The sequence below is a fragment of the Pantoea sp. Taur genome, assembly GCF_009830025.1.
Taxonomy (GTDB): Bacteria; Pseudomonadota; Gammaproteobacteria; order Enterobacterales; family Enterobacteriaceae; genus Pantoea; species Pantoea communis.
Genome location: NZ_SZZZ01000013.1, coordinates 61,984 through 79,249, shown reverse-complemented (window position 1 = coordinate 79,249; position 17,266 = coordinate 61,984). Strand labels below are relative to the sequence as shown.

The 17,266-nt window shown below is 53.1% G+C and carries 16 protein-coding genes; 11 read left to right on the top strand and 5 right to left on the bottom strand.

Translation table 11 applies throughout. The features are described from left to right. Positions 1-46: 46 nt before the first annotated feature. The 5 genes from FD744_RS17330 to FD744_RS17310 form a co-directional block, all read right to left on the bottom strand. Positions 47-2,554 (bottom strand): outer membrane usher protein, encoded by a 2,508-nt coding sequence (locus FD744_RS17330; protein WP_373424429.1) that lies wholly within the window; start codon positions 2,552-2,554, stop codon positions 47-49. A gap of 20 nt (positions 2,555-2,574) precedes the next feature. Then, positions 2,575-3,123, bottom strand: a complete 549-nt coding sequence (locus tag FD744_RS17325; RefSeq protein WP_160868830.1) for a fimbrial protein — start codon at positions 3,121-3,123, stop codon at positions 2,575-2,577. 76 nt (positions 3,124-3,199) lie between these two features. After that, entirely contained in the window at positions 3,200-3,739 is a 540-nt protein-coding gene (locus tag FD744_RS17320) for a fimbrial protein (protein WP_034823335.1), read from the bottom strand. 534 nt (positions 3,740-4,273) lie between these two features. Beyond that, positions 4,274-5,668: an MFS transporter gene (locus tag FD744_RS17315; protein ID WP_160868829.1), complete on the bottom strand. Its 1,395-nt coding sequence runs from the start codon at positions 5,666-5,668 to the stop codon at positions 4,274-4,276. Positions 5,669-5,821: 153 nt separating this feature from the next. Further along, a complete protein-coding gene (locus FD744_RS17310) occupies positions 5,822-6,595 on the bottom strand; it encodes a hypothetical protein (RefSeq protein WP_160868828.1) in 774 nt (257 codons plus the stop codon). A 430-nt stretch (positions 6,596-7,025) separates the two neighbouring features. On the opposite strand from FD744_RS17310, the gene FD744_RS17305 reads away from it, so the two are divergent. The 11 genes from FD744_RS17305 (at position 7,026) to FD744_RS17255 (ending at position 17,260) form a co-directional block, all read left to right on the top strand. Next, positions 7,026-7,988, top strand: coding sequence for a LysR family transcriptional regulator (locus tag FD744_RS17305; protein WP_034823330.1), 963 nt, complete (start codon positions 7,026-7,028; stop codon positions 7,986-7,988). 412 nt (positions 7,989-8,400) lie between these two features. Then, the gene (locus FD744_RS17300; RefSeq protein WP_160868827.1) at positions 8,401-9,855 is read left to right on the top strand and encodes an NAD(P)-binding domain-containing protein; all 1,455 of its coding nucleotides are present in this window, start codon (positions 8,401-8,403) and stop codon (positions 9,853-9,855) included. After that, the gene (locus FD744_RS17295; RefSeq protein WP_160868826.1) at positions 9,852-10,334 is read left to right on the top strand and encodes a hypothetical protein; all 483 of its coding nucleotides are present in this window, start codon (positions 9,852-9,854) and stop codon (positions 10,332-10,334) included. Before FD744_RS17300 ends, FD744_RS17295 begins: the two co-directional genes overlap by 4 nt. Further along, entirely contained in the window at positions 10,331-10,897 is a 567-nt protein-coding gene (locus tag FD744_RS17290; protein WP_045814738.1) for a peroxidase-related enzyme, read from the top strand. Before FD744_RS17295 ends, FD744_RS17290 begins: the two co-directional genes overlap by 4 nt. Positions 10,898-10,909: 12 nt before the next feature. Continuing rightward, the gene (locus FD744_RS17285; protein WP_160833014.1) at positions 10,910-11,647 is read left to right on the top strand and encodes an amino acid ABC transporter ATP-binding protein; all 738 of its coding nucleotides are present in this window, start codon (positions 10,910-10,912) and stop codon (positions 11,645-11,647) included. 20 nt (positions 11,648-11,667) lie between these two features. Next, positions 11,668-12,483, top strand: coding sequence for a transporter substrate-binding domain-containing protein (locus FD744_RS17280; protein ID WP_039327144.1), 816 nt, complete (start codon positions 11,668-11,670; stop codon positions 12,481-12,483). A 79-nt stretch (positions 12,484-12,562) separates the two neighbouring features. Beyond that, positions 12,563-13,252 (top strand): amino acid ABC transporter permease, encoded by a 690-nt coding sequence (locus FD744_RS17275; RefSeq protein WP_197080186.1) that lies wholly within the window; start codon positions 12,563-12,565, stop codon positions 13,250-13,252. 16 nt (positions 13,253-13,268) lie between these two features. Then, complete coding sequence (locus FD744_RS17270; RefSeq protein ID WP_034823323.1) at positions 13,269-13,961, top strand: amino acid ABC transporter permease; 693 nt, start codon at positions 13,269-13,271, stop codon at positions 13,959-13,961. Positions 13,962-14,127: 166 nt separating this feature from the next. Beyond that, a complete protein-coding gene (locus tag FD744_RS17265; RefSeq protein WP_160868825.1) occupies positions 14,128-14,670 on the top strand; it encodes a helix-turn-helix domain-containing protein in 543 nt (180 codons plus the stop codon). Continuing rightward, positions 14,667-15,707: an HlyD family secretion protein gene (locus FD744_RS17260; protein ID WP_160868824.1), complete on the top strand. Its 1,041-nt coding sequence runs from the start codon at positions 14,667-14,669 to the stop codon at positions 15,705-15,707. Before FD744_RS17265 ends, FD744_RS17260 begins: the two co-directional genes overlap by 4 nt. Further along, positions 15,704-17,260 carry a DHA2 family efflux MFS transporter permease subunit gene (locus tag FD744_RS17255; RefSeq protein ID WP_237449403.1) on the top strand — a complete coding sequence of 519 codons (1,557 nt, stop codon included), beginning with the start codon at positions 15,704-15,706 and terminating at the stop codon, positions 17,258-17,260. Before FD744_RS17260 ends, FD744_RS17255 begins: the two co-directional genes overlap by 4 nt. The last annotated feature ends 6 nt before the right edge of the window (positions 17,261-17,266 follow it).

Below are 17,266 nucleotides of genomic sequence, written 5' to 3'. Positions count from 1 at the left end.
TTCATCTCTTAATTATAAAATTTTATCTTTATAAATGATTTCTTGATTAAACTTTAATGCAAGGAAGCAGTAAGTTTGTGGTTATTTCATGGCTTAGATTCAGTGGAGGCGTTATTGTGCACTGATCGGCATTGTTCCAGCGTACCGTCATTGCTTCGCCAGGCTGAATACCGCTCAGATAAACATTGCCATCATCATTGATAATGCCAGTTTCCTGATTTTTTAGATTAAATACGCTTGCGCCAAATGGCGGTGCTGAACCATCTTCAAGGCGGACCGTAGCGATGGCTTTTCCACCATGGGTGACATTGAACGTGCGGTAGCCAATAGCACCCTCAGTTAAAGTACCTTGTGAAACGGATTTCATTACCTCAATGTCATCAGCTAATTTATCGACGTTAATTCGGATGCTATTACGATAGTAACTATTAATATCCGTAATAACGGCTTTACCAAAATAGTTGGTGTTGATCGAGTGACCGTAGCCGGAAACAGGCACACCTGCAACGCCATCGGTATCAACTAACATACGTGTTCTACCCGCAACGCTGCTACTGTGAAATGCGCCACCCTTTGGAGTGAGGGTTGCACCGCCTTGCAGTGACACACCTAATGCTTGATATTGACTCTCACGGTAACTCACTGACGTGTTTAATTGGGCGAGGCTGCCTTTGTGCGTGTAGTAACCTCCGATATCAGCATCACTGTTAGCCACGCCAGCACTAATCTGATAGGAATCAGCATCACCAATACGATCATAATAACTCACGCTATTCAGGTTATTTCCTTTTGAGTAAGAGTTATTGTAACTGGCGGTGCCAGATTGCCCCCAAGGTAGTGATAATGACATATATACGCCTTTGTCATTGTTTTGACCCAATGCGCTTCGATATGCAGTTAATGACAGGCTGACATTTTTAAACTTCATCAAATCCATGTTTTTTGACAATGAGAAGTCATAGCGGTCATTTGCCTGCTGATTCCAATACGTCTGATGGTTGTAATTGAGATAAGTGGCAAGGTTTAGCGATTCAAATTGCTGGTTCAAAGAAACCGTATACATTTCTTTGCTGCGCCCGTTATCGACATTACCTTTTAAACCATTGAGGTAATCTCCCATCGAACGAAAACCATCATCCGAAAAACGATAGCCAGCGAATGATACCTGGCTACCTGTATCCTCGAATCGTTTGGCATAACTTGCGCGCCAGGCATTGCCTCTCTGCGTGTCACGGTTATGGTCTTTTAAATTTGAGACAGTGACATCTGTGGAAATTGCGCCCAGTGCAAGTAAGTCCCGGCCGACGCCAAGAGACAGGGCATGGTAGTCACCACCGCCCATTCCACCGGTGTACAGGGACCAACCATTACTGATTCCCCATGAAAGTTCGCCCGTCGCGAAGAGTGGCCCTTCAGTGTGATGTGCGAAATTTGAAGGTCTGCCTATTGAGGACTTGTATCTAATCTGTCCTGGGCGGGTCAGGTAAGGGATAGTCGCTGTATTGACCTGAAATTGTTCAATATTGCCATCCTGTTCTTCAATGCGGACATCAAGATTGCCGGAAACGGCGCTATCAAGGTCCTGAATGCGGTACGGGCCTGCCGCTACTTGCACCTCTTTAATGACGCGACCCTGCTGGCTGATGATGACTTTGGCGTTACTTTTCGCCACACCACTGATCTCAGGAGCATAGCCGCGGAGGTTCGGGGGCAGCATGTTGTCATCTGTCGCCAGACTTAAACCCGTGAAACGAAAGCCATCGAAAATCGATGAGTTCAGATAGTCTTCGCCCAGCGTTAATTTGGCACCCAGTCTTTTTATTGCCCTAAACGCATAAAACCGATTCCAGTCCCAGTTCTGCGGAGTTTGTGCGCCGCCACCTGCAGATTGATGGTCATATCGACCCTGCCAATCCGCACGTACGCGCCAGGCACCCAGATTGGCACCGGTCGTGCCATTACCCGATAAATTTGTATGACTTTTACTGCCTACCGCATTTTGCTTAATGGTCTGAAAATTGAGGTTATAGTCAAACAGCGCACCCGCTATGCCTTCTTCCCATCGTGCGGGGGGATCCCATGAAGAACTGCTATATTCCAAAAAAGCTTGAGGAATGTTGATCAGTAACGTTGATTTACCTAAATCAGCTCGCGTTGACATCCCTGCAACACTGTTCAGATTTAAGCATTCCCCGTGATGCCACCATTGAAGCTGCGAGGAGAACTTATCCTTCAAACCCAGAAGAGGAATGAGTTCCTGAGTGATACAGGCTAAGGTTTCATTTTCGTTTTCTTCAGAGGCATAGAAATTGACCACGCGTTCTGGCAGCGTGATTGAATTGATGTTTATTGCGAGAGTATATGCACCAGGTAAAATAAATCCCTTACGTGCAAACTGGCTAATGTCGATATTGCTACGATCTTTAAGATCCAGCACATCAGTATTGAACTGAATGTCTGAGCCAGCGAGCGTGCTTCTCGCTCCCAGGATGCAGGAAAAAAATACTAATATGCTTATTAATGAAATGGCAAATGCATGCCAAAAAAAACGCATCAGCATAATAGTTTCCCTTTTTAATTGTAATCTATTCTAAATCGAAGTGTTAAATGTAGGTCGCCTGAGCGAATGACGTCCTTGTTACCAATCAGGTTTAGTCGGTAGTTAAATTGCATATCACTGTTTAATTTGCTCTGACTCAGATGTTTTCCGGGAAAGGCTAGATTTCCATGGTGATCGCTAATCATCATTGCTATGCCGTTTGCAGAACCTGATACTTTAAAATGCCCCCCATCTTCCTCACCATCGAACATGAGTTTAATCGTGGTTATTTCAGCTTGCTGTGTGTCATTTTCAAACAACATGCAACCTAATAAAGCGATTGAGAAGAAGTGGTTTGGCCCACGACCTACTTTTATCATTTCGCTAACGGGATGGTTTCCGATATTTATCGTCTGGTCGGGCGAACCTAAACTAATACTGCAAGCGGCTCCAACAATGGACCCAGTAATGTGCACTTGTGAGATACTTTCACCCGCGGCAAAGGCACATTTCGCCAGCATCGATATAAGTATGATGGTCAGTAGAATCACGGGTTTAAAACTACTTGAAATCATACGCTTCAAAGATTCGTTCCCAGTTTATCCAGTTGAAAAAACCTGCGACAAAATCGCCGCAGGTTAAGGGGAGAGAAATGGCCGATTAGTTGTAGCTCAGCACAAAGTTCGCAGGCACCTGGAATGTGCCGGGAACGATGGTTGCAGTAGATCCACCACCCTTAACATTGGCGGTGAAGGTCAGGGTATTGCTGCCGTTGAATACTTGCTGGGCGGCAGTTGGGGTATTAATTTTCACTTTCTCACCGTCATTGGTGAACATCTGGATTGATGCACCTCGTGCGGTACCGCCGGTCAACGCAAGGCTTTCTGGATCATAGGAAGAGGTTGCACCGGTGAAGCGTGCAGTCACTTTGTCATTCGTACCGGCAGTGGCGATAACACAATCTTCCAGTTCGATTTTAAAAATCTGAGGGGTTGAGCTACCCGTGTTGCCACTGTCTGCCAGCAGCACGTTAGAAATGGCACCCAGCGATACAGTTTGATCTAATGATCCTGGGGCAATAGAACACGGAGAATCAATGATAGAACCGGTGAAAGTCACTTTACCTGTGTTTCCTGCAGCGTAGACAGAGGAAGCAGTAAACAGGCTTAATACGGACAGGGCGATAATACACTTTTTCATTTAATATCTTCCATTTTGTTTGCCGATGTTTTTATATTTAAAACATGGTATTCACTGATGCTTCATCAGAGGTGTAAGCGATGCATTACGCCTTTATATTGACGAAGTGTCAGTATTTGCACACTGCTATCAGGTGCTCCTTGAATATGCAGGTTAGAAACTGCACGATTCATTTTCGCTCAGCCTTATGATTCTTTTTATTGGCGTCGTTGGAAGGTATTATGAATAGCGAGCAATCTGATGAAAATAAGATTTATTTTCTGATGATGTAGTGAGTGAATGGGCTATTTGTCAGGGATGTATTACAAATGAAGTGATAAAAGGATAGAGGAAACAGGATGTCGATATTTTAATCTGAATAACCTATCGATCCAATTGCTGAAAACTATAACATCGCAAGATAGCATTTAATGTGAACAGCGTCGGAAATATTACGAGAACAGTTAATGATACTTATTAATAAGCCATGATTCTCCTGATGAGCTAGCCATGAATAAAGCCGCCCACGCATTATCCGCGCAGGCAGTTTTATTGTTAACGACTCAGCACCTGTGCTCCGGCATTTTTCTCCAGCCGCCAGACATCAAACAAGGACATCAGCACCAGCAAAGCTACACCCGCGAAAGCGATATGAATGTCATTCTGCTTAATGGTTGCATGTTCGTGCCACAGCATGGCTCCGCGTAAGAACAGGGCGGCCAGCGCAATGCCGGCGCTCATGCTGAACTGGAAGAAAATACTAAACACCACAGACGCATCACTCATTTTCGCTTGTGGCACATCTGCAAAACCCAGACTGTTGTAGCAGCTGAACTGCAGCGAGCGCGACAAGCCCCCGATAAACAGAATCCCAGCAATCGCAAAGTACCCAAGTGAAGGGCTGAGCAGCAGGCAGCCCAGCATTGCGGCCAGGCTGATGACGCCGTTCACCATTAGCACCCGCCGGAAGCCAAAGCGTTTCATCAGCCAGGTGGTCGCGGGTTTCATTGCCAGATTGCCGGCAAATACCCACAGCACCATGGCGCCTGCCTGCGCAGCACTCCAGCCAAATCCAAGCTGAAATAACAACGGCAACAGAAACGGAACGGCATTAATGGATGCGCGGAACAGTGATCCCCCGACAACGGCATTTCGGAAGGTATCAATGGTCATGGCACTGAACGGCAACAGCGGTTGCGGATGGTTGAAGCTGTGGCGATAGGCCAGCACACTGCACAATACGCCAAGTAACAGCAATGGAATGCCAAGGCTGAGATGCATTTGTCCGAGCGCTTCCAGGGAGATAATCAGCGCGGTGCAGGCGGTAGCGGTCAGCACGAATCCGCGCACATCAAACGGACGCGGTTGTTCTGCTTTAAACTGGGGCACCAGATAAACGGTGGCAACAATGGCGATAATGCCGAGCGGGATATTGAGCCAGAAGATCCACGGCCAATGTCCGTAAGTCACTATCAAGCCACCGAGCGGTGGACCGAGCACCGGGGCAATCAATCCTGGCCAGGTAATAAAGGCGATGGTTTTCACCATGTCCTTTTTTTCGGTCACACGAAGCACTACCATACGACCGACTGGCACCATCATCGCGCCGCCAATGCCCTGCAAAACGCGGCTTAACGTGAACATTGGCAGGGTATCGCTGAGCCCACACAGTATCGACGCAACAGTAAATACCAGAATTGCACAGGCAAACACCGTGCGCGCTCCGTAGCGTTCCGCTAACCAGCCGCTCATCGGAATACCCACCGCCACAGCCAGTAAATACGCACTCACACCCACGTTAAGCGCTACCGGGCTGGCAGCGAAATCGCGCGCCATTTGGGGAATAGCGGTGGTGATGACGGTGGCGTCGAGGTTTTCCATAAAGAAGGTGACTGCGACCAGCAGCGCGAGCAACAGGGGGCGGTTAGCTGGGATGCCATTCTGCGTCATAACGCCATTCCTTTCTCTTCCATGCGATTCAGGATTAGGGAGAGAATAGTTTCGGGCGCAATCGTTTTCTATGCAAGTTTAGCGATAAAAAACCCGGCAATTGCCGGGCCGTGAGGACAGGAGCTGATTAGATGCGGTCTCTTTACTTACGGCTCAGGGTAGGTTGATCACAATGGTGCCGCTGCCGCTCTTATCACCGGGCGTGGGATTTGTTGCCCTTAATGTTGAGGATACTGTATGGGTAGAGTTGCCGCTGGACAGATAAATAGAACCTGAGCTGCGCCCATCAAAAGTGAGTGTTGAAGTCACTCCGCCACCCAGGTTTATGGTACCGCCCAGGCTGCCGATAGTGGCTGAGGTGGCGCGATTACAGTATACATTGATAGAAACGCTATCCTGCTTTCCGTTCACTTTGTCAGCCTGCAGTGAGCCATGGTTGATGTTAGGAGATCCAGAGAATGAGCAGCTAGTTGGTACCGGGGGGAGAGAAACTGTGCGGCATGAAGTGCCCGGTTGGTTTCGATACTGAGCGCCAAAAGCATTTGTTCCGCCACCCACACAAATCGAATAGGGTGGGGCTCCTAAAGGTAAACTTGCGGTAAAAGAGGCACTAGCGGGATAATTGCGTAAAAAAGTAATGTTGGCATTTGACCAGGTATCGGTAGCGGGCATTCCGCCGCTGCCACTATGTAACGCATAGCGTGTTGTTGCAGTTGCTCCCGAGCTGTTCACTACCCAAATGCCGAATCCACAATACCTAACGCCACATCCAATGTGTGACGTGGAATTTCCACCGGATGCGCTGTAGCTTATTTCAATTCTGGAGGAACCAGCAGGAATTTCAGCGCGTGTAATACTGATCACTGCCTTCGCACTTAGAGAAATGAGTGAAAGAAATAACAAAATGAATACATATGAGACTTTCATATTATTCCTGGTGGTTAAGATAAGTCCGGAGAAATTGAAACTAAAAAATGTGCAAACTTTTTATTTCATTGGAGTAATAACGAGTAGTTGAATCTATAATGACTTTTTGATTGTAGTTTTTATTTTATTTTAAATATGTCAGTGGATGAGATTGTATATGTCATTATCACCCGCTATTTATGTAATGTATGCCCTACAGCTTGTTAATCCACTGCTTGCTAAACTCCGACTCCAATAGGCTGTGCTTAAATTGTGATTACCCGCAAAGACATTGCATATACTTCTCATTCGACACCTTGGCCTCACTCATTTTTAATGGGCATCGTTGGCGGTATTCATTGAGTGGCTAATTCGCGTAACTCTCACTATGATGGATTTTTTCCCGCGTGATTGTCGGGAACGATCAATGACTTAGGGAAGTAACCACGCGATGACTCTGTTAAACGACCTCGATCTGCGTCAGCTGGAAGCCTTCTCGGCGGTAATTTCAGCCGGCAGCGTGACGGCGGCCGCCAAAGCACTAAACCGCTCGCAGCCCGCCGTTTCCCGCCTGATTCAGGAGCTGGAGCAGTCGCTGGGTTATCCGCTGTTTATCCGCAACGGCCCGCGTATTCATCCCTCGGAAGAGGCGCTGCAGCTGCATCAGTATGTGCAGAAAGCACTGCTGTCGCTGCAACAGATCCGACTCCGCGCACAAGAGATTGCGCATCAACAGCATCGTCCGCTCAGTATTGCCGCCACGCCCGCGCTGGCCGCCGGGTTATTGCCGCAGGCACTGGCCGCACTCAATTTACAGAACAAAGTGCAAATCATCAGTGAGTCTGCCGTACAGACGGCACATGCGGTGATTACCGCTGAAGCAGACATCGGTTTGTGCAGCTTGCCGCTGGAGCATCATGCGGTGGAGTTGCACTGGATTGGGCAATCACAGTGCGTAATTGCGCTACCGGAAGAGGATGAACTGGCGGCACACAGCGCGCTTTCGCTGAGCCAGCTTGCTGGCCGCCGTTTGATTGCACCGTGGAGTCCGCAACGCCTGCGTAGTCGTTACGAAAAAGCGCTGAAGAAAGTCAAAGCGCCGCTGCTGGAAACTATCGAAACCAACTCATCGGCAAATATTCTGGGCTGCGTGCGTGCCGGATTGGGCGTGGCGATCCTCGAACCGGTCACCGGCTGGGGCATGCCGCTGGCCGGTGTGGCGATTCGTCCGATTCAGGAAGACATCCCTTACTTCTTTGGCGTGATCACGCCGCAAGGCCGGCAGATTTCCAGCGCTGCGCAGGCACTGGTGGAAGCGCTGGCAGACGCCGCTACTCAGCTGCTGCCAGGGTTTGAACGTCTGCCTGCCAGTGAACATCCGCGCATCATGCGAGTGATAAACCAGGAGTCATAGCGGGGCAATTGAGTTCATCCAACTGCATTAGCGCTTCAATTAGAGATGAAGCGTATCGCTACGCATCTGAACCGAATGCATTAGGCACGCAATAGCCCTATTACACTACAGCGGCAGGATAAAGTACCGCGGCTTCCTGACTTATCAGGCGCGATGAATCCCTTCATTTTCAACGCTTATAACTTTTTCGGCATAAGATATAAGAAATCCATTGGTCAAATCCTGAGCGAAAATCTTGACTCACATTTAGGGCAAGAGGATTATGCGAAAACTTTGCTCCTATTATGCGTATTGATGATTGTTAGCTACCTATTATGCGTTTTATGGATAATTAAAAAGGTAGGATCATCGGCGTGTTTTCATCGTTTTCGCTCGCTCTCAACGCGATCGCTGACACCAGGGAAATCTCTCTATGACGTATGCCGCCAAAGGTCTTGCTGCATTAGAAGCTCAGCTTCAGCAGGATCTGGAATTTCTGGAACTGCCCGCCAAATCCTGGGTACCGGAACGCACCTTTCAGAGTGCGCCGGTACGCGATGTAGTGGTGATTGGAGCGGGCATGTGCGGTCTGGCGGCACTCGCCAAATTACAGTTCACCGGCATCAGCAATGTGGTGGCTTATGACGCCGCACCCGCTGGGCTGGAGGGGCCGTGGATCACTTTTGCGCGTATGGAAACCCTGCGCTCACCAAAAACGCTGCACGGCCCGGCTCTCGGCCTCGCGCAACTGACCTTCCGCGCCTGGTTCACGGCGCAGTGGGGCAAAGAGGCGTGGCAGGCGCTGGACAAAATCCCTAAAGCGCAGTGGATGGATTACCTGATTTGGTACCGCAAGGTGCTGAATCTGCCGGTGCACAACAACGTGCGTGTCACCAGCATTGCACAGGCCGGGGATTTGATTGCGCTGGATTTGGAAGGTGCCGAAACCGAGCGTGTTTATACGCGCCGGTTGGTGCTCGCCACCGGACGTTCTGGCCTCGGTGGCTTCGCCGTGCCGGATTTCCTGCAGGGCATTGATCGCCAGTTCTGGGCACACTCCGCTGATGACATCGATTTCGCCGCCTTACAAGGCAAGCGCATTGCGGTGATTGGTGCAGGCGCCTCGTCGATGGATAACGCGGCCACCGCGCTGGAACAGGGCGCTGCTGCCGTCGATCTGCTGATTCGCCGCAAAGAAATGCCGCGTATCAACAAGATGACCGGCATTGGCAGTCAGGGCGTGGTGCACGGCATGCATCAGTTGCCGGATGCGTGGAAATGGAAATTTGTCGATTACACCGCCGCGACGCAAACGCCACCGCCGCGCTCTTCCACTCTGCGCGTATCACGTCATGAGAACGCGCGCTTCTTCCTCGATTGCGGCATTAACGCCGTTAAACAGGAAGAAAACGGCCTGCTGATTGAAACCACCCAGGGCGCACTGCACTACGACTTTTTGATCGCCGCCACCGGCTTCACCAACGATTTCCACGGCCGCCCGGAGTTTGCCGCCATTGCGCCGCATATTCGCAGCTGGTCTGACGGTCGCTATCAACCTGAGATGGGCAATCCGCGCCACAGCCTGCTGGAAGCGCCGGATCTCGGCCCTTCATTCGAGTTCCGCGAACTGACGCCTGATGCCTGCCCGATGCTGGCACACATCCACTGCTTCAACGATGCCGCCATGCTGACGCACGGCAAAGTCTCCGGCGACATTCCTGCGGTAAGCGCCGGTGCCGATCGCCTGGTGCGCGGTATTACCGCCTCGCTGTTTGCCGAGGACGTCGAGCAGCACTACGCCAACTTACAAGCTTTTGACACCCCTGAATTACAGGGCGATGAATGGGTGGATTCAACCCCGTTACTAAAACAGGAGAACGCGTTGTGAGCGACGCTATTGATCAAGCAGCTGGATTAACACCAGATGAGGCGTTGTATCAGACGCGCCGCCTGCGTCCCGAATTTGTTGAGGGCGCGGAAGCGTGCCGTGTGTCAGTACTCGCGCCGGAAGAGGATCAGGGTTTACCTGCGGATCTGCGTCTGGCACTGGCGCAGCGTATGGCGGTGTTGAACTACGATGCGCCGCTGCAACGTGATTACCAGGCGCAGCTGGCGGCGTTAAATCCGTCTGAAGCCTTGCTGGCGCTGGCCTCAGGTTGCGCCGTAGCGGAAGAGCCGCTGGCCACGATTGCGCGCCATGCTGACATGGTCACGCAGCAGCCGATTCAGGCTACCGAACAGCATATTCGCTTGCTGGAGCAGGCCGGTTTGAGCAACCCGCAAATTGTTGCGCTCTCTGAGCTGATCGCCTTTGTTAACTTCCAGACGCGCGTGGCGGCTGGCTTACGTTTGATGAGGTCCGCATGATTCCGTCGGTAAATCTCAAGCCGCTGCACTGGCATCCGTACATCACGCCAGTCGATGTAGAACAGGCGACACCGGCGCAGCTCGATGCGATGAAAGTCACGCCGTCCAACAAGAAGATCTCCGAGTACGTGCGCACGCTGGTGCACGATCCCGAGAGTTACACCGCACGTACCGGGCTGTTCAACGCCATTATGTATGTCGAAGGTGGCCTCGATCGTGCCGATCGTGAGCTGGGCGCGCTGGGGGCTTCGATCGTCAACGGCTGCCGTTATTGCGCGGTGGTGCATGCGCGACGTCATGCACAGTTAGCTGATAGTGACGCCGTGGTCAGTGCCATCTATTTTGATAGAGCGGATGTATTAGGTGAACGCGATGCGGCGATCTACCGCTTTGCCCGCCGTTTATCGGTTACGCCTTCTGAGGCCACACCGGAAGATGTGGCGGCACTGCGTGCCGTCGGCATGAACGATCAGGAGATTATCGATCTGATCCACGCCATCGCCATTTTCGGCTGGGCCAACCGTCTGATGCATGTGCTCGGCCATGCTGACCTGAACAAATAAGGGCTGCACCGGATGTTAGAACTCAACAATATTACGCTCTCGTACGGCAGCAATCCGATCCTGAAAGGGGTTGATCTGTCGGTAAAACGCGGCGATGTGGTGTCGATCATCGGGCCAAGCGGCACCGGGAAAACCACGCTGCTGCGCTGCATTAACTATCTGGCGAAGCCGTCAGCCGGGACCATTCAGCTGGATCAGATCCGCATGGATTATCAGTCACCGGATAAAGCGGCGATCCAGGCGATCCGTCTGCGCACCGCCATGGTGTTCCAGCAGTTTAACGTGTTCAAAAACATGACGGTGCTGGAAAACGTGATGGATCCGCTGATCGTCATCCAGCGTAAAACCAAACAGCAAGCGCGCGACATCGCTGTGCAGGAGCTGGAGCGCGTAGGCCTGGGGGCCAAGCTCGATCACTATCCGTCGCAGCTGTCTGGCGGCCAGTTACAGCGCACCGGTATCGCCCGTGCTTTGGCGGTGCGTCCGGATGTGATGCTGTTTGATGAACCGACCTCATCGCTCGATCCTGAGCTGGTGGGTGAAGTGCTGAAAGTGATTAAAGACGTGGCGTCATCCGGCATTACCTCGCTGCTGGTGACGCATGAGATGCAGTTCGCGAAAAGCATTTCGAATCGCATCGTGTTTATGGATCAGGGTGTCGTGGCCGCGCAGGGCAGTCCGACAGAGATGTTTGATAACCCAACCCTGCCGCGCCTTGCACAGTTCCTCAGTTCAGAACGAGCATTCTAATAATTAAAGGAATCAAAGACATGCCTGCAATCAAAACCACATTACGTCGCCTGGCCGCGCCTGGCATCATCGCCCTGGCTCTGATCAGCGGTAACAGCTTTGCTGACGCGGTACGCACCATCAAAATCGCCACCGCTGCGGAATCCAAACCGCTGTCATGGGGCGCGATCGGTCACGAACCTCAGGGTTACGAGCCGGACGTGCTGAAAGCCATCAACGCCAAACTGCCACAGTACAAGTTTGTGATGGAAGGCGCGGCGGATATCGCACAGGAAACGGGCCTGGTGACCGGCAAGTACGACATGGCGACCGGCGGTTACTATAAAGCGCCAGCGCGCAGCAAACAGTTCCTGATTCCGGATGCACCGATCGGTGCCAGCCTGATGAAGATCTACAGCCGCAGCGATAGCAATATCAACGGCATGAAGGATCTGGTCGGCAAGAATATCGTGCCGGTGACCGCAGGCGGCGGCGTGTATAAATTCGTCACTCAGTGGCAGCAGGATAACCCGAACGACAAAATCACCATCAAAGCGTCCAGCGCGGGCGTGCCTTACCCGGATCGCCTGAAAGAAGTGCAGAACGGGAAATACGATGCGCTGATCCTGCCTTCAAACCTCGGTGAGCAGACGGTGATCGACAACCAGAAGCTGGCGATCAAAGCCAGTGAGCCAGTGGTGATCAACAATACCTATGTACTGATCCACCGCTCTGCCGAAAACCAGGCCCTGAACGATGACGTGAACAAAGCGCTGAAAGAACTGAAAGACGACGGCACGCTGGATAAGCTGGCGCAGAAGTGGTTTGGCGAAGAAGTCACTAAGTACATGAAGTAATAGATTCACTGCGCCCGGTGCTGAGCCGGGCGCATGCTGTCCTTTTTAGCAGGAGTGTTTCACCGTGAATCTATCCTCCATGATTCCAGAACTGCTGTCGGCGCTGCCACTGACGCTCGGCATCATGTTTGTCGCGATGATTGCCGGGTTCTTTCTGGCGCTGATCGCCACCGTTTTTCGCGTGCGCCGTATTCCCGTGATCAGCCAGCTGGCCGATCTCTACGTTTCCTATGCGCGCAGCGTGCCCGTGGTGCTGCAGCTGTTTGTGGCCTTCTACGGCATGCCGCTGATCACCGATAATTTCGGTTTTGGTGACTTCTTTACCGCCAATGTGGCGGCGATGATCGGCCTGAGCCTGTATCACGGCGGCTATCTGTCGGAAGTGATGCGCCCGGCATACCTTGCGGTGGAACGGGGTCAGCACGATGCCACCGACAGCCTTGGCTACAGCTTCCGCCAGAAAATGCTGCGGGTGATTGGCCCGCAGGCGGTGCACTTTGCGCTGCCGGGTTACGGCAATGCGATTATCTATCTGATTCACAACGTGGCGCTGGTGATGTACATCGGTGCGGCAGATGTGATGGCGACCGCGCACCTGATTATGGAACGCGATTACAACCAGTATCAGTTCGGCACCTATCTGGTGTTGGCCGTGCTCTATTCACTGCTGTGCGGTGTGGCGTGGCTGGTTATCCGCTTCTTTGAACAACGTCATGCGAAGTACAGCTCGAAGTCTGCACCGCGCGTGAAGTTCACCACCAGCGTCTGAGTCGGGGAGACAAACCATGTTTGATGCTGAGGTTTTGCTGCCGGATTTCTGGAGCATTCTCGATGCGGTACCGGTGACGCTGCTGATGGCGGTGACGGTGTTTATCTGTTCGACGCTGTTGGGCGGGTTGTTTGCCTTTATCGAGCATCGCCGCATTCCAGTGCTGCGCCAGCTGGTGATCACTTACAAAATCGCCTTCAAAGGCGTGCCGATGGTGGTGGTGATTTTCCTCGCCTATTACGGCTTGCCACCGGCGCTGCACTTTGTTGCCACGCTGTTTGGCGTCGAGGTGAATGCCCATTCACTGCCGAACTGGGTGATCATCATTGTGGCACTGAGTGCCTGTGTCGCGGCATTCCAGGCCGAAGTGTGGAAAGGCGCGCTGAACTCGTTCGACAGTGGACAATCCGATGCAGCCTTATCACTCGGCTACAGCGGTGGACAGCTGTTCCGTCGGGTGATGTTCCCGCAGATTATCGTGGCGGCGATCCCCGATCTGGCGAATGCGTTTATGGTGATCATGAAAGCCCTGTCGCTGGCGTTTGCGATTGAAGTGGTGGATATCTTTGCCCAGGCGCAGCTGACGGCAGCGCTGAATTTCTACTACCTCGAAGCCTTCCTGATTGCGGTGGTGTTCTACATGGTGATTGCGTATGTGGTCACTAAGATCGCCGACAAGATTGAGGCGGCGCTGCGCGTGCGCACCTAGAGATGGCTAAGTTGTGATGAAACGGCAGCCCAGTGTGGCTGCCGTTTTTTTTGGCAAATTCGCGCTTCACCATGAACACTCCTTGCTATCATTATGCAAGTCACTTGCAAAATGATAGTCACTCTGCAACAGTATGCCGCATAAGATCCTTTGCGGAATACCCACCATGAAAAACGAACCGCTCTATCAAATGGCCTGCCCGATTGCGCGCAGCCTTGGCCGTGTCGGCGATGGCTGGAGCATGCTAATCATGCGCGATGCGCTGGCCGGTTTTACCCGTTTTGACGAATTCCAGAAAAACAGCGGCGTGGCGCCGAACATCTTGTCGCGCCGCCTGAAAGAGCTGGTGGAAGATGGTTTGCTGGAAAAGGTGTGTTACAGCAACACGCCGATGCGCTTCGAATATCACCTTACGCCCGCCGGACGTGATTTGCGTGGCGTTATCCTGGCGCTGGCCGAGTGGGGCAGCACTCACTTCTCGCCGGAGGGAAGGCAGATGCAGCTGGTGGAAACCGCCACCCAGCGTCCGGTGAAACCGCAGCTGGTCGATAGCGAAAACGGCCAACCGCTCACCAGCGATAAATACCAAATGGTGCCCGGCCCTGCAGCGGCACCGATCATGCACTATCGCCATGATTATTTGCAGAAAAAACGTGCGGGTGACGGCACGCTGAAGTTCTCTCCCCCTGTTACAGAGAAACAGCCATGACCCGCACGCGTAAAAAATCCGCTCTGCTGCTGGCAGTGGCGATCGGCGGTTTAGCGGCGGCAGGTTATGGCTACTATTGGTGGCACACCGCGCGCTTTATGCCTTCCACCGACGATGCGTATGTTGGTGCAGATATCAGCGCCATCTCTGCCAAAGTGTCGGGCTACATCCACACGCTGGCGGTGCAGGACAACGCGCAGGTGAAAAAGGGCGATCTGCTGGTGCAGTTGGATAACCGTGATTATCTGGCGGCAGTGGATCAGGCGGCGGGGGAAGTGGCCGCACAGCAGGCCGCGTTAAGCGATATCGCCGCCACGCGCCAGCTGCAACTTGCCACTATTGCGGGCACGCACGCCTCTCTGCTGGCAGCGCAGGCGGTAACACTGAAAACCACCTCCGATCAGCGCCGCTACAGTGCGCTGGCCAGTAGCTCCGCGGTCTCACAGCAGATCCGCGATCATGCTCAGGCCGATTACCATCAGGCGATGGCGGAAGAGAGCAAAACCCGCGCCGACAAAACCGTTGCCGAGCGCCAGTTGCAGGTGCTGGATGCCCGTGAGCAGCAGGCCAAAGCCGCCTTAACTCAGGCACAAGCGGGGCTGGCGATGGCGAAGCTCAATCTTGAATACACTGAAATCCGCGCCCCCTTTGATGGTGTGGTGGGCAACCGTCGGGCCTGGTCAGGTTCTTATGTCAGCAGCGGCACGCAGCTACTGTCGCTGGTGCCGGCGCAAGGGCTGTGGATCGATGCCAACTTCAAAGAGAGCCAGCTGGCCAATATGAAGCCGGGGCAGGTGGCTCGCATCGTCGCGGACGTGTTACCCGGTCGCACCTTTAATGGCCACGTTGGCAGCCTGTCGCCAGCCACCGGTTCACGCTTCAGCATTCTTCCGGCAGAAAACGCCACTGGCAACTTCACCAAAATTGTCCAGCGCGTGCCGGTGCGCATTGTGCTGGACGGCGACGCGGCGGTGCTGGGTCTGTTACGCCCTGGTCTTTCCGTCACGGTGACGGTGGATGAGAGAAGCGCGCGATGAGCAGCGTGGCTGCACCGCTGATGGCACCGGCGGAGATGCCGGTCAGCAAGAAGGTGTTCGCCTTTGCCACCATGTGCATCGGCATGTTTATCGCCTTGCTGGATATCCAGATTGTCTCCGCCTCATTGCGGGATATCGGCGGAGGGCTCTCGGCGGGTGACGACGAAACCGTGTGGGTGCAAACCAGCTACCTGATCGCGGAAATCATCATCATTCCACTTTCCGGCTGGCTGGCGAGCGTGATGTCCACACGCTGGCTGTTTGCCGTCTCCGCCTGCGGATTTACGGTAATGAGTTTGCTGTGTGGCTGGGCGTGGAATATTCAGAGCATGATCGCCTTTCGCGCCTTGCAGGGATTGGCGGGCGGCTCGATGATTCCGCTGGTGTTCACCACCGCCTTTGCCTTTTTCCAGGGTAAGCAGCGGGTGATTGCCGCCGCCACCGTAGGGGCGCTGGCTTCATTAGCGCCGACGCTAGGGCCCACGGTAGGCGGTTGGATCACCGATAACTTCAGCTGGCACTGGCTGTTTTACATCAACATCATCCCTGGTATCTACATCACCATTGCGGTGCCGCTGCTGGTTAGGATCGACTCGCCGAATCCCGAGTTACTGCGCGGTGCGGATTACTTCAGCATTGTCTTGCTGGCGCTATCACTGGGTTGTCTGGAGTACACCCTGGAAGAGGGGCCGCGCTGGGGTTGGTTTGACGACAGCACCATCACCACCACGGGCTGGATCGCATTGCTGTGTGGCGTGCTGTTTATCTTCCGCACGTTAAACCACGCCAAGCCGATCATGGATCTGCGCGCGTTAAAAGATCCAGGCTTTAGCCTCGGCTGTTATTTCTCGTTCATGGCTGGCGTGGGGATCTTCGCCACCATCTATCTCACGCCGCTGTTTCTCAGCCAGGTGCGCGGCTTTAGTGCGCTGGAGATCGGGTTAGCGATCTTCTCCACCGGCATTTTTCAGATCCTATCGATCCCGCTTTATGCCTGGCTGGCGAACCGCGTCGATCTGCGCATTTTGCTGGCGTTTGGCCTGATGAGTTTTGGTGTATCGATGTTTTTCTTTGTGCCGATTACCCATGAATGGGGCGCAAAAGAGCTGCTGTTTCCGCAGGCGTTTCGCGGCATGGCGCAGCAGTTTGCGGTGGCGCCCACCGTGACGCTGACGCTCGGCAGCTTGCCACCCGCGCGACTAAAATTAGCCTCAGGACTGTTTAATCTGATGCGTAATCTCGGTGGCGCTATCGGCATTGCGCTGTGCGGCACCGTGCTGAATGACCGCACCAATCTGCACTTCAGCCGCCTGGCCGATCACCTCAACAGCGCCAGTTTGTCGCTCGGCGACTATCTGCAATCGCGCACCGCAGCCCTGATGTTTAACGGACTCAGCCCGGATGCGGCGCACACGGCGGCGCTGCAATCGCTGGCTTCACTCACCCTGCGCGAGGCGCGCACGCAGGCTTTTTCGGACGCATTCTGGCTGATCATGGTCGGATTTTGTATCGCTGCGCTGCTGGTTCCTTTGATGAAAAAGCCCGCAGCTTAAGGAGTT

Coding starts and splice junctions, on each gene's coding strand:
- FD744_RS17330 (WP_373424429.1), bottom strand. CDS start 2,554: ATGCGTTTTTTTTGGCATGCATTTGCCATTTCATTAATAAGCATATTA.
- FD744_RS17320 (WP_034823335.1), bottom strand. CDS start 3,739: ATGAAAAAGTGTATTATCGCCCTGTCCGTATTAAGCCTGTTTACTGCT.
- FD744_RS17315 (WP_160868829.1), bottom strand. CDS start 5,668: ATGACGCAGAATGGCATCCCAGCTAACCGCCCCCTGTTGCTCGCGCTG.
- FD744_RS17310 (WP_160868828.1), bottom strand. CDS start 6,595: ATGAAAGTCTCATATGTATTCATTTTGTTATTTCTTTCACTCATTTCT.
- FD744_RS17305 (WP_034823330.1), top strand. CDS start 7,026: ATGACTCTGTTAAACGACCTCGATCTGCGTCAGCTGGAAGCCTTCTCG.
- FD744_RS17300 (WP_160868827.1), top strand. CDS start 8,401: ATGACGTATGCCGCCAAAGGTCTTGCTGCATTAGAAGCTCAGCTTCAG.
- FD744_RS17290 (WP_045814738.1), top strand. CDS start 10,331: ATGATTCCGTCGGTAAATCTCAAGCCGCTGCACTGGCATCCGTACATC.
- FD744_RS17285 (WP_160833014.1), top strand. CDS start 10,910: ATGTTAGAACTCAACAATATTACGCTCTCGTACGGCAGCAATCCGATC.
- FD744_RS17280 (WP_039327144.1), top strand. CDS start 11,668: ATGCCTGCAATCAAAACCACATTACGTCGCCTGGCCGCGCCTGGCATC.
- FD744_RS17275 (WP_197080186.1), top strand. CDS start 12,563: ATGATTCCAGAACTGCTGTCGGCGCTGCCACTGACGCTCGGCATCATG.
- FD744_RS17270 (WP_034823323.1), top strand. CDS start 13,269: ATGTTTGATGCTGAGGTTTTGCTGCCGGATTTCTGGAGCATTCTCGAT.
- FD744_RS17265 (WP_160868825.1), top strand. CDS start 14,128: ATGAAAAACGAACCGCTCTATCAAATGGCCTGCCCGATTGCGCGCAGC.
- FD744_RS17260 (WP_160868824.1), top strand. CDS start 14,667: ATGACCCGCACGCGTAAAAAATCCGCTCTGCTGCTGGCAGTGGCGATC.
- FD744_RS17255 (WP_237449403.1), top strand. CDS start 15,704: ATGAGCAGCGTGGCTGCACCGCTGATGGCACCGGCGGAGATGCCGGTC.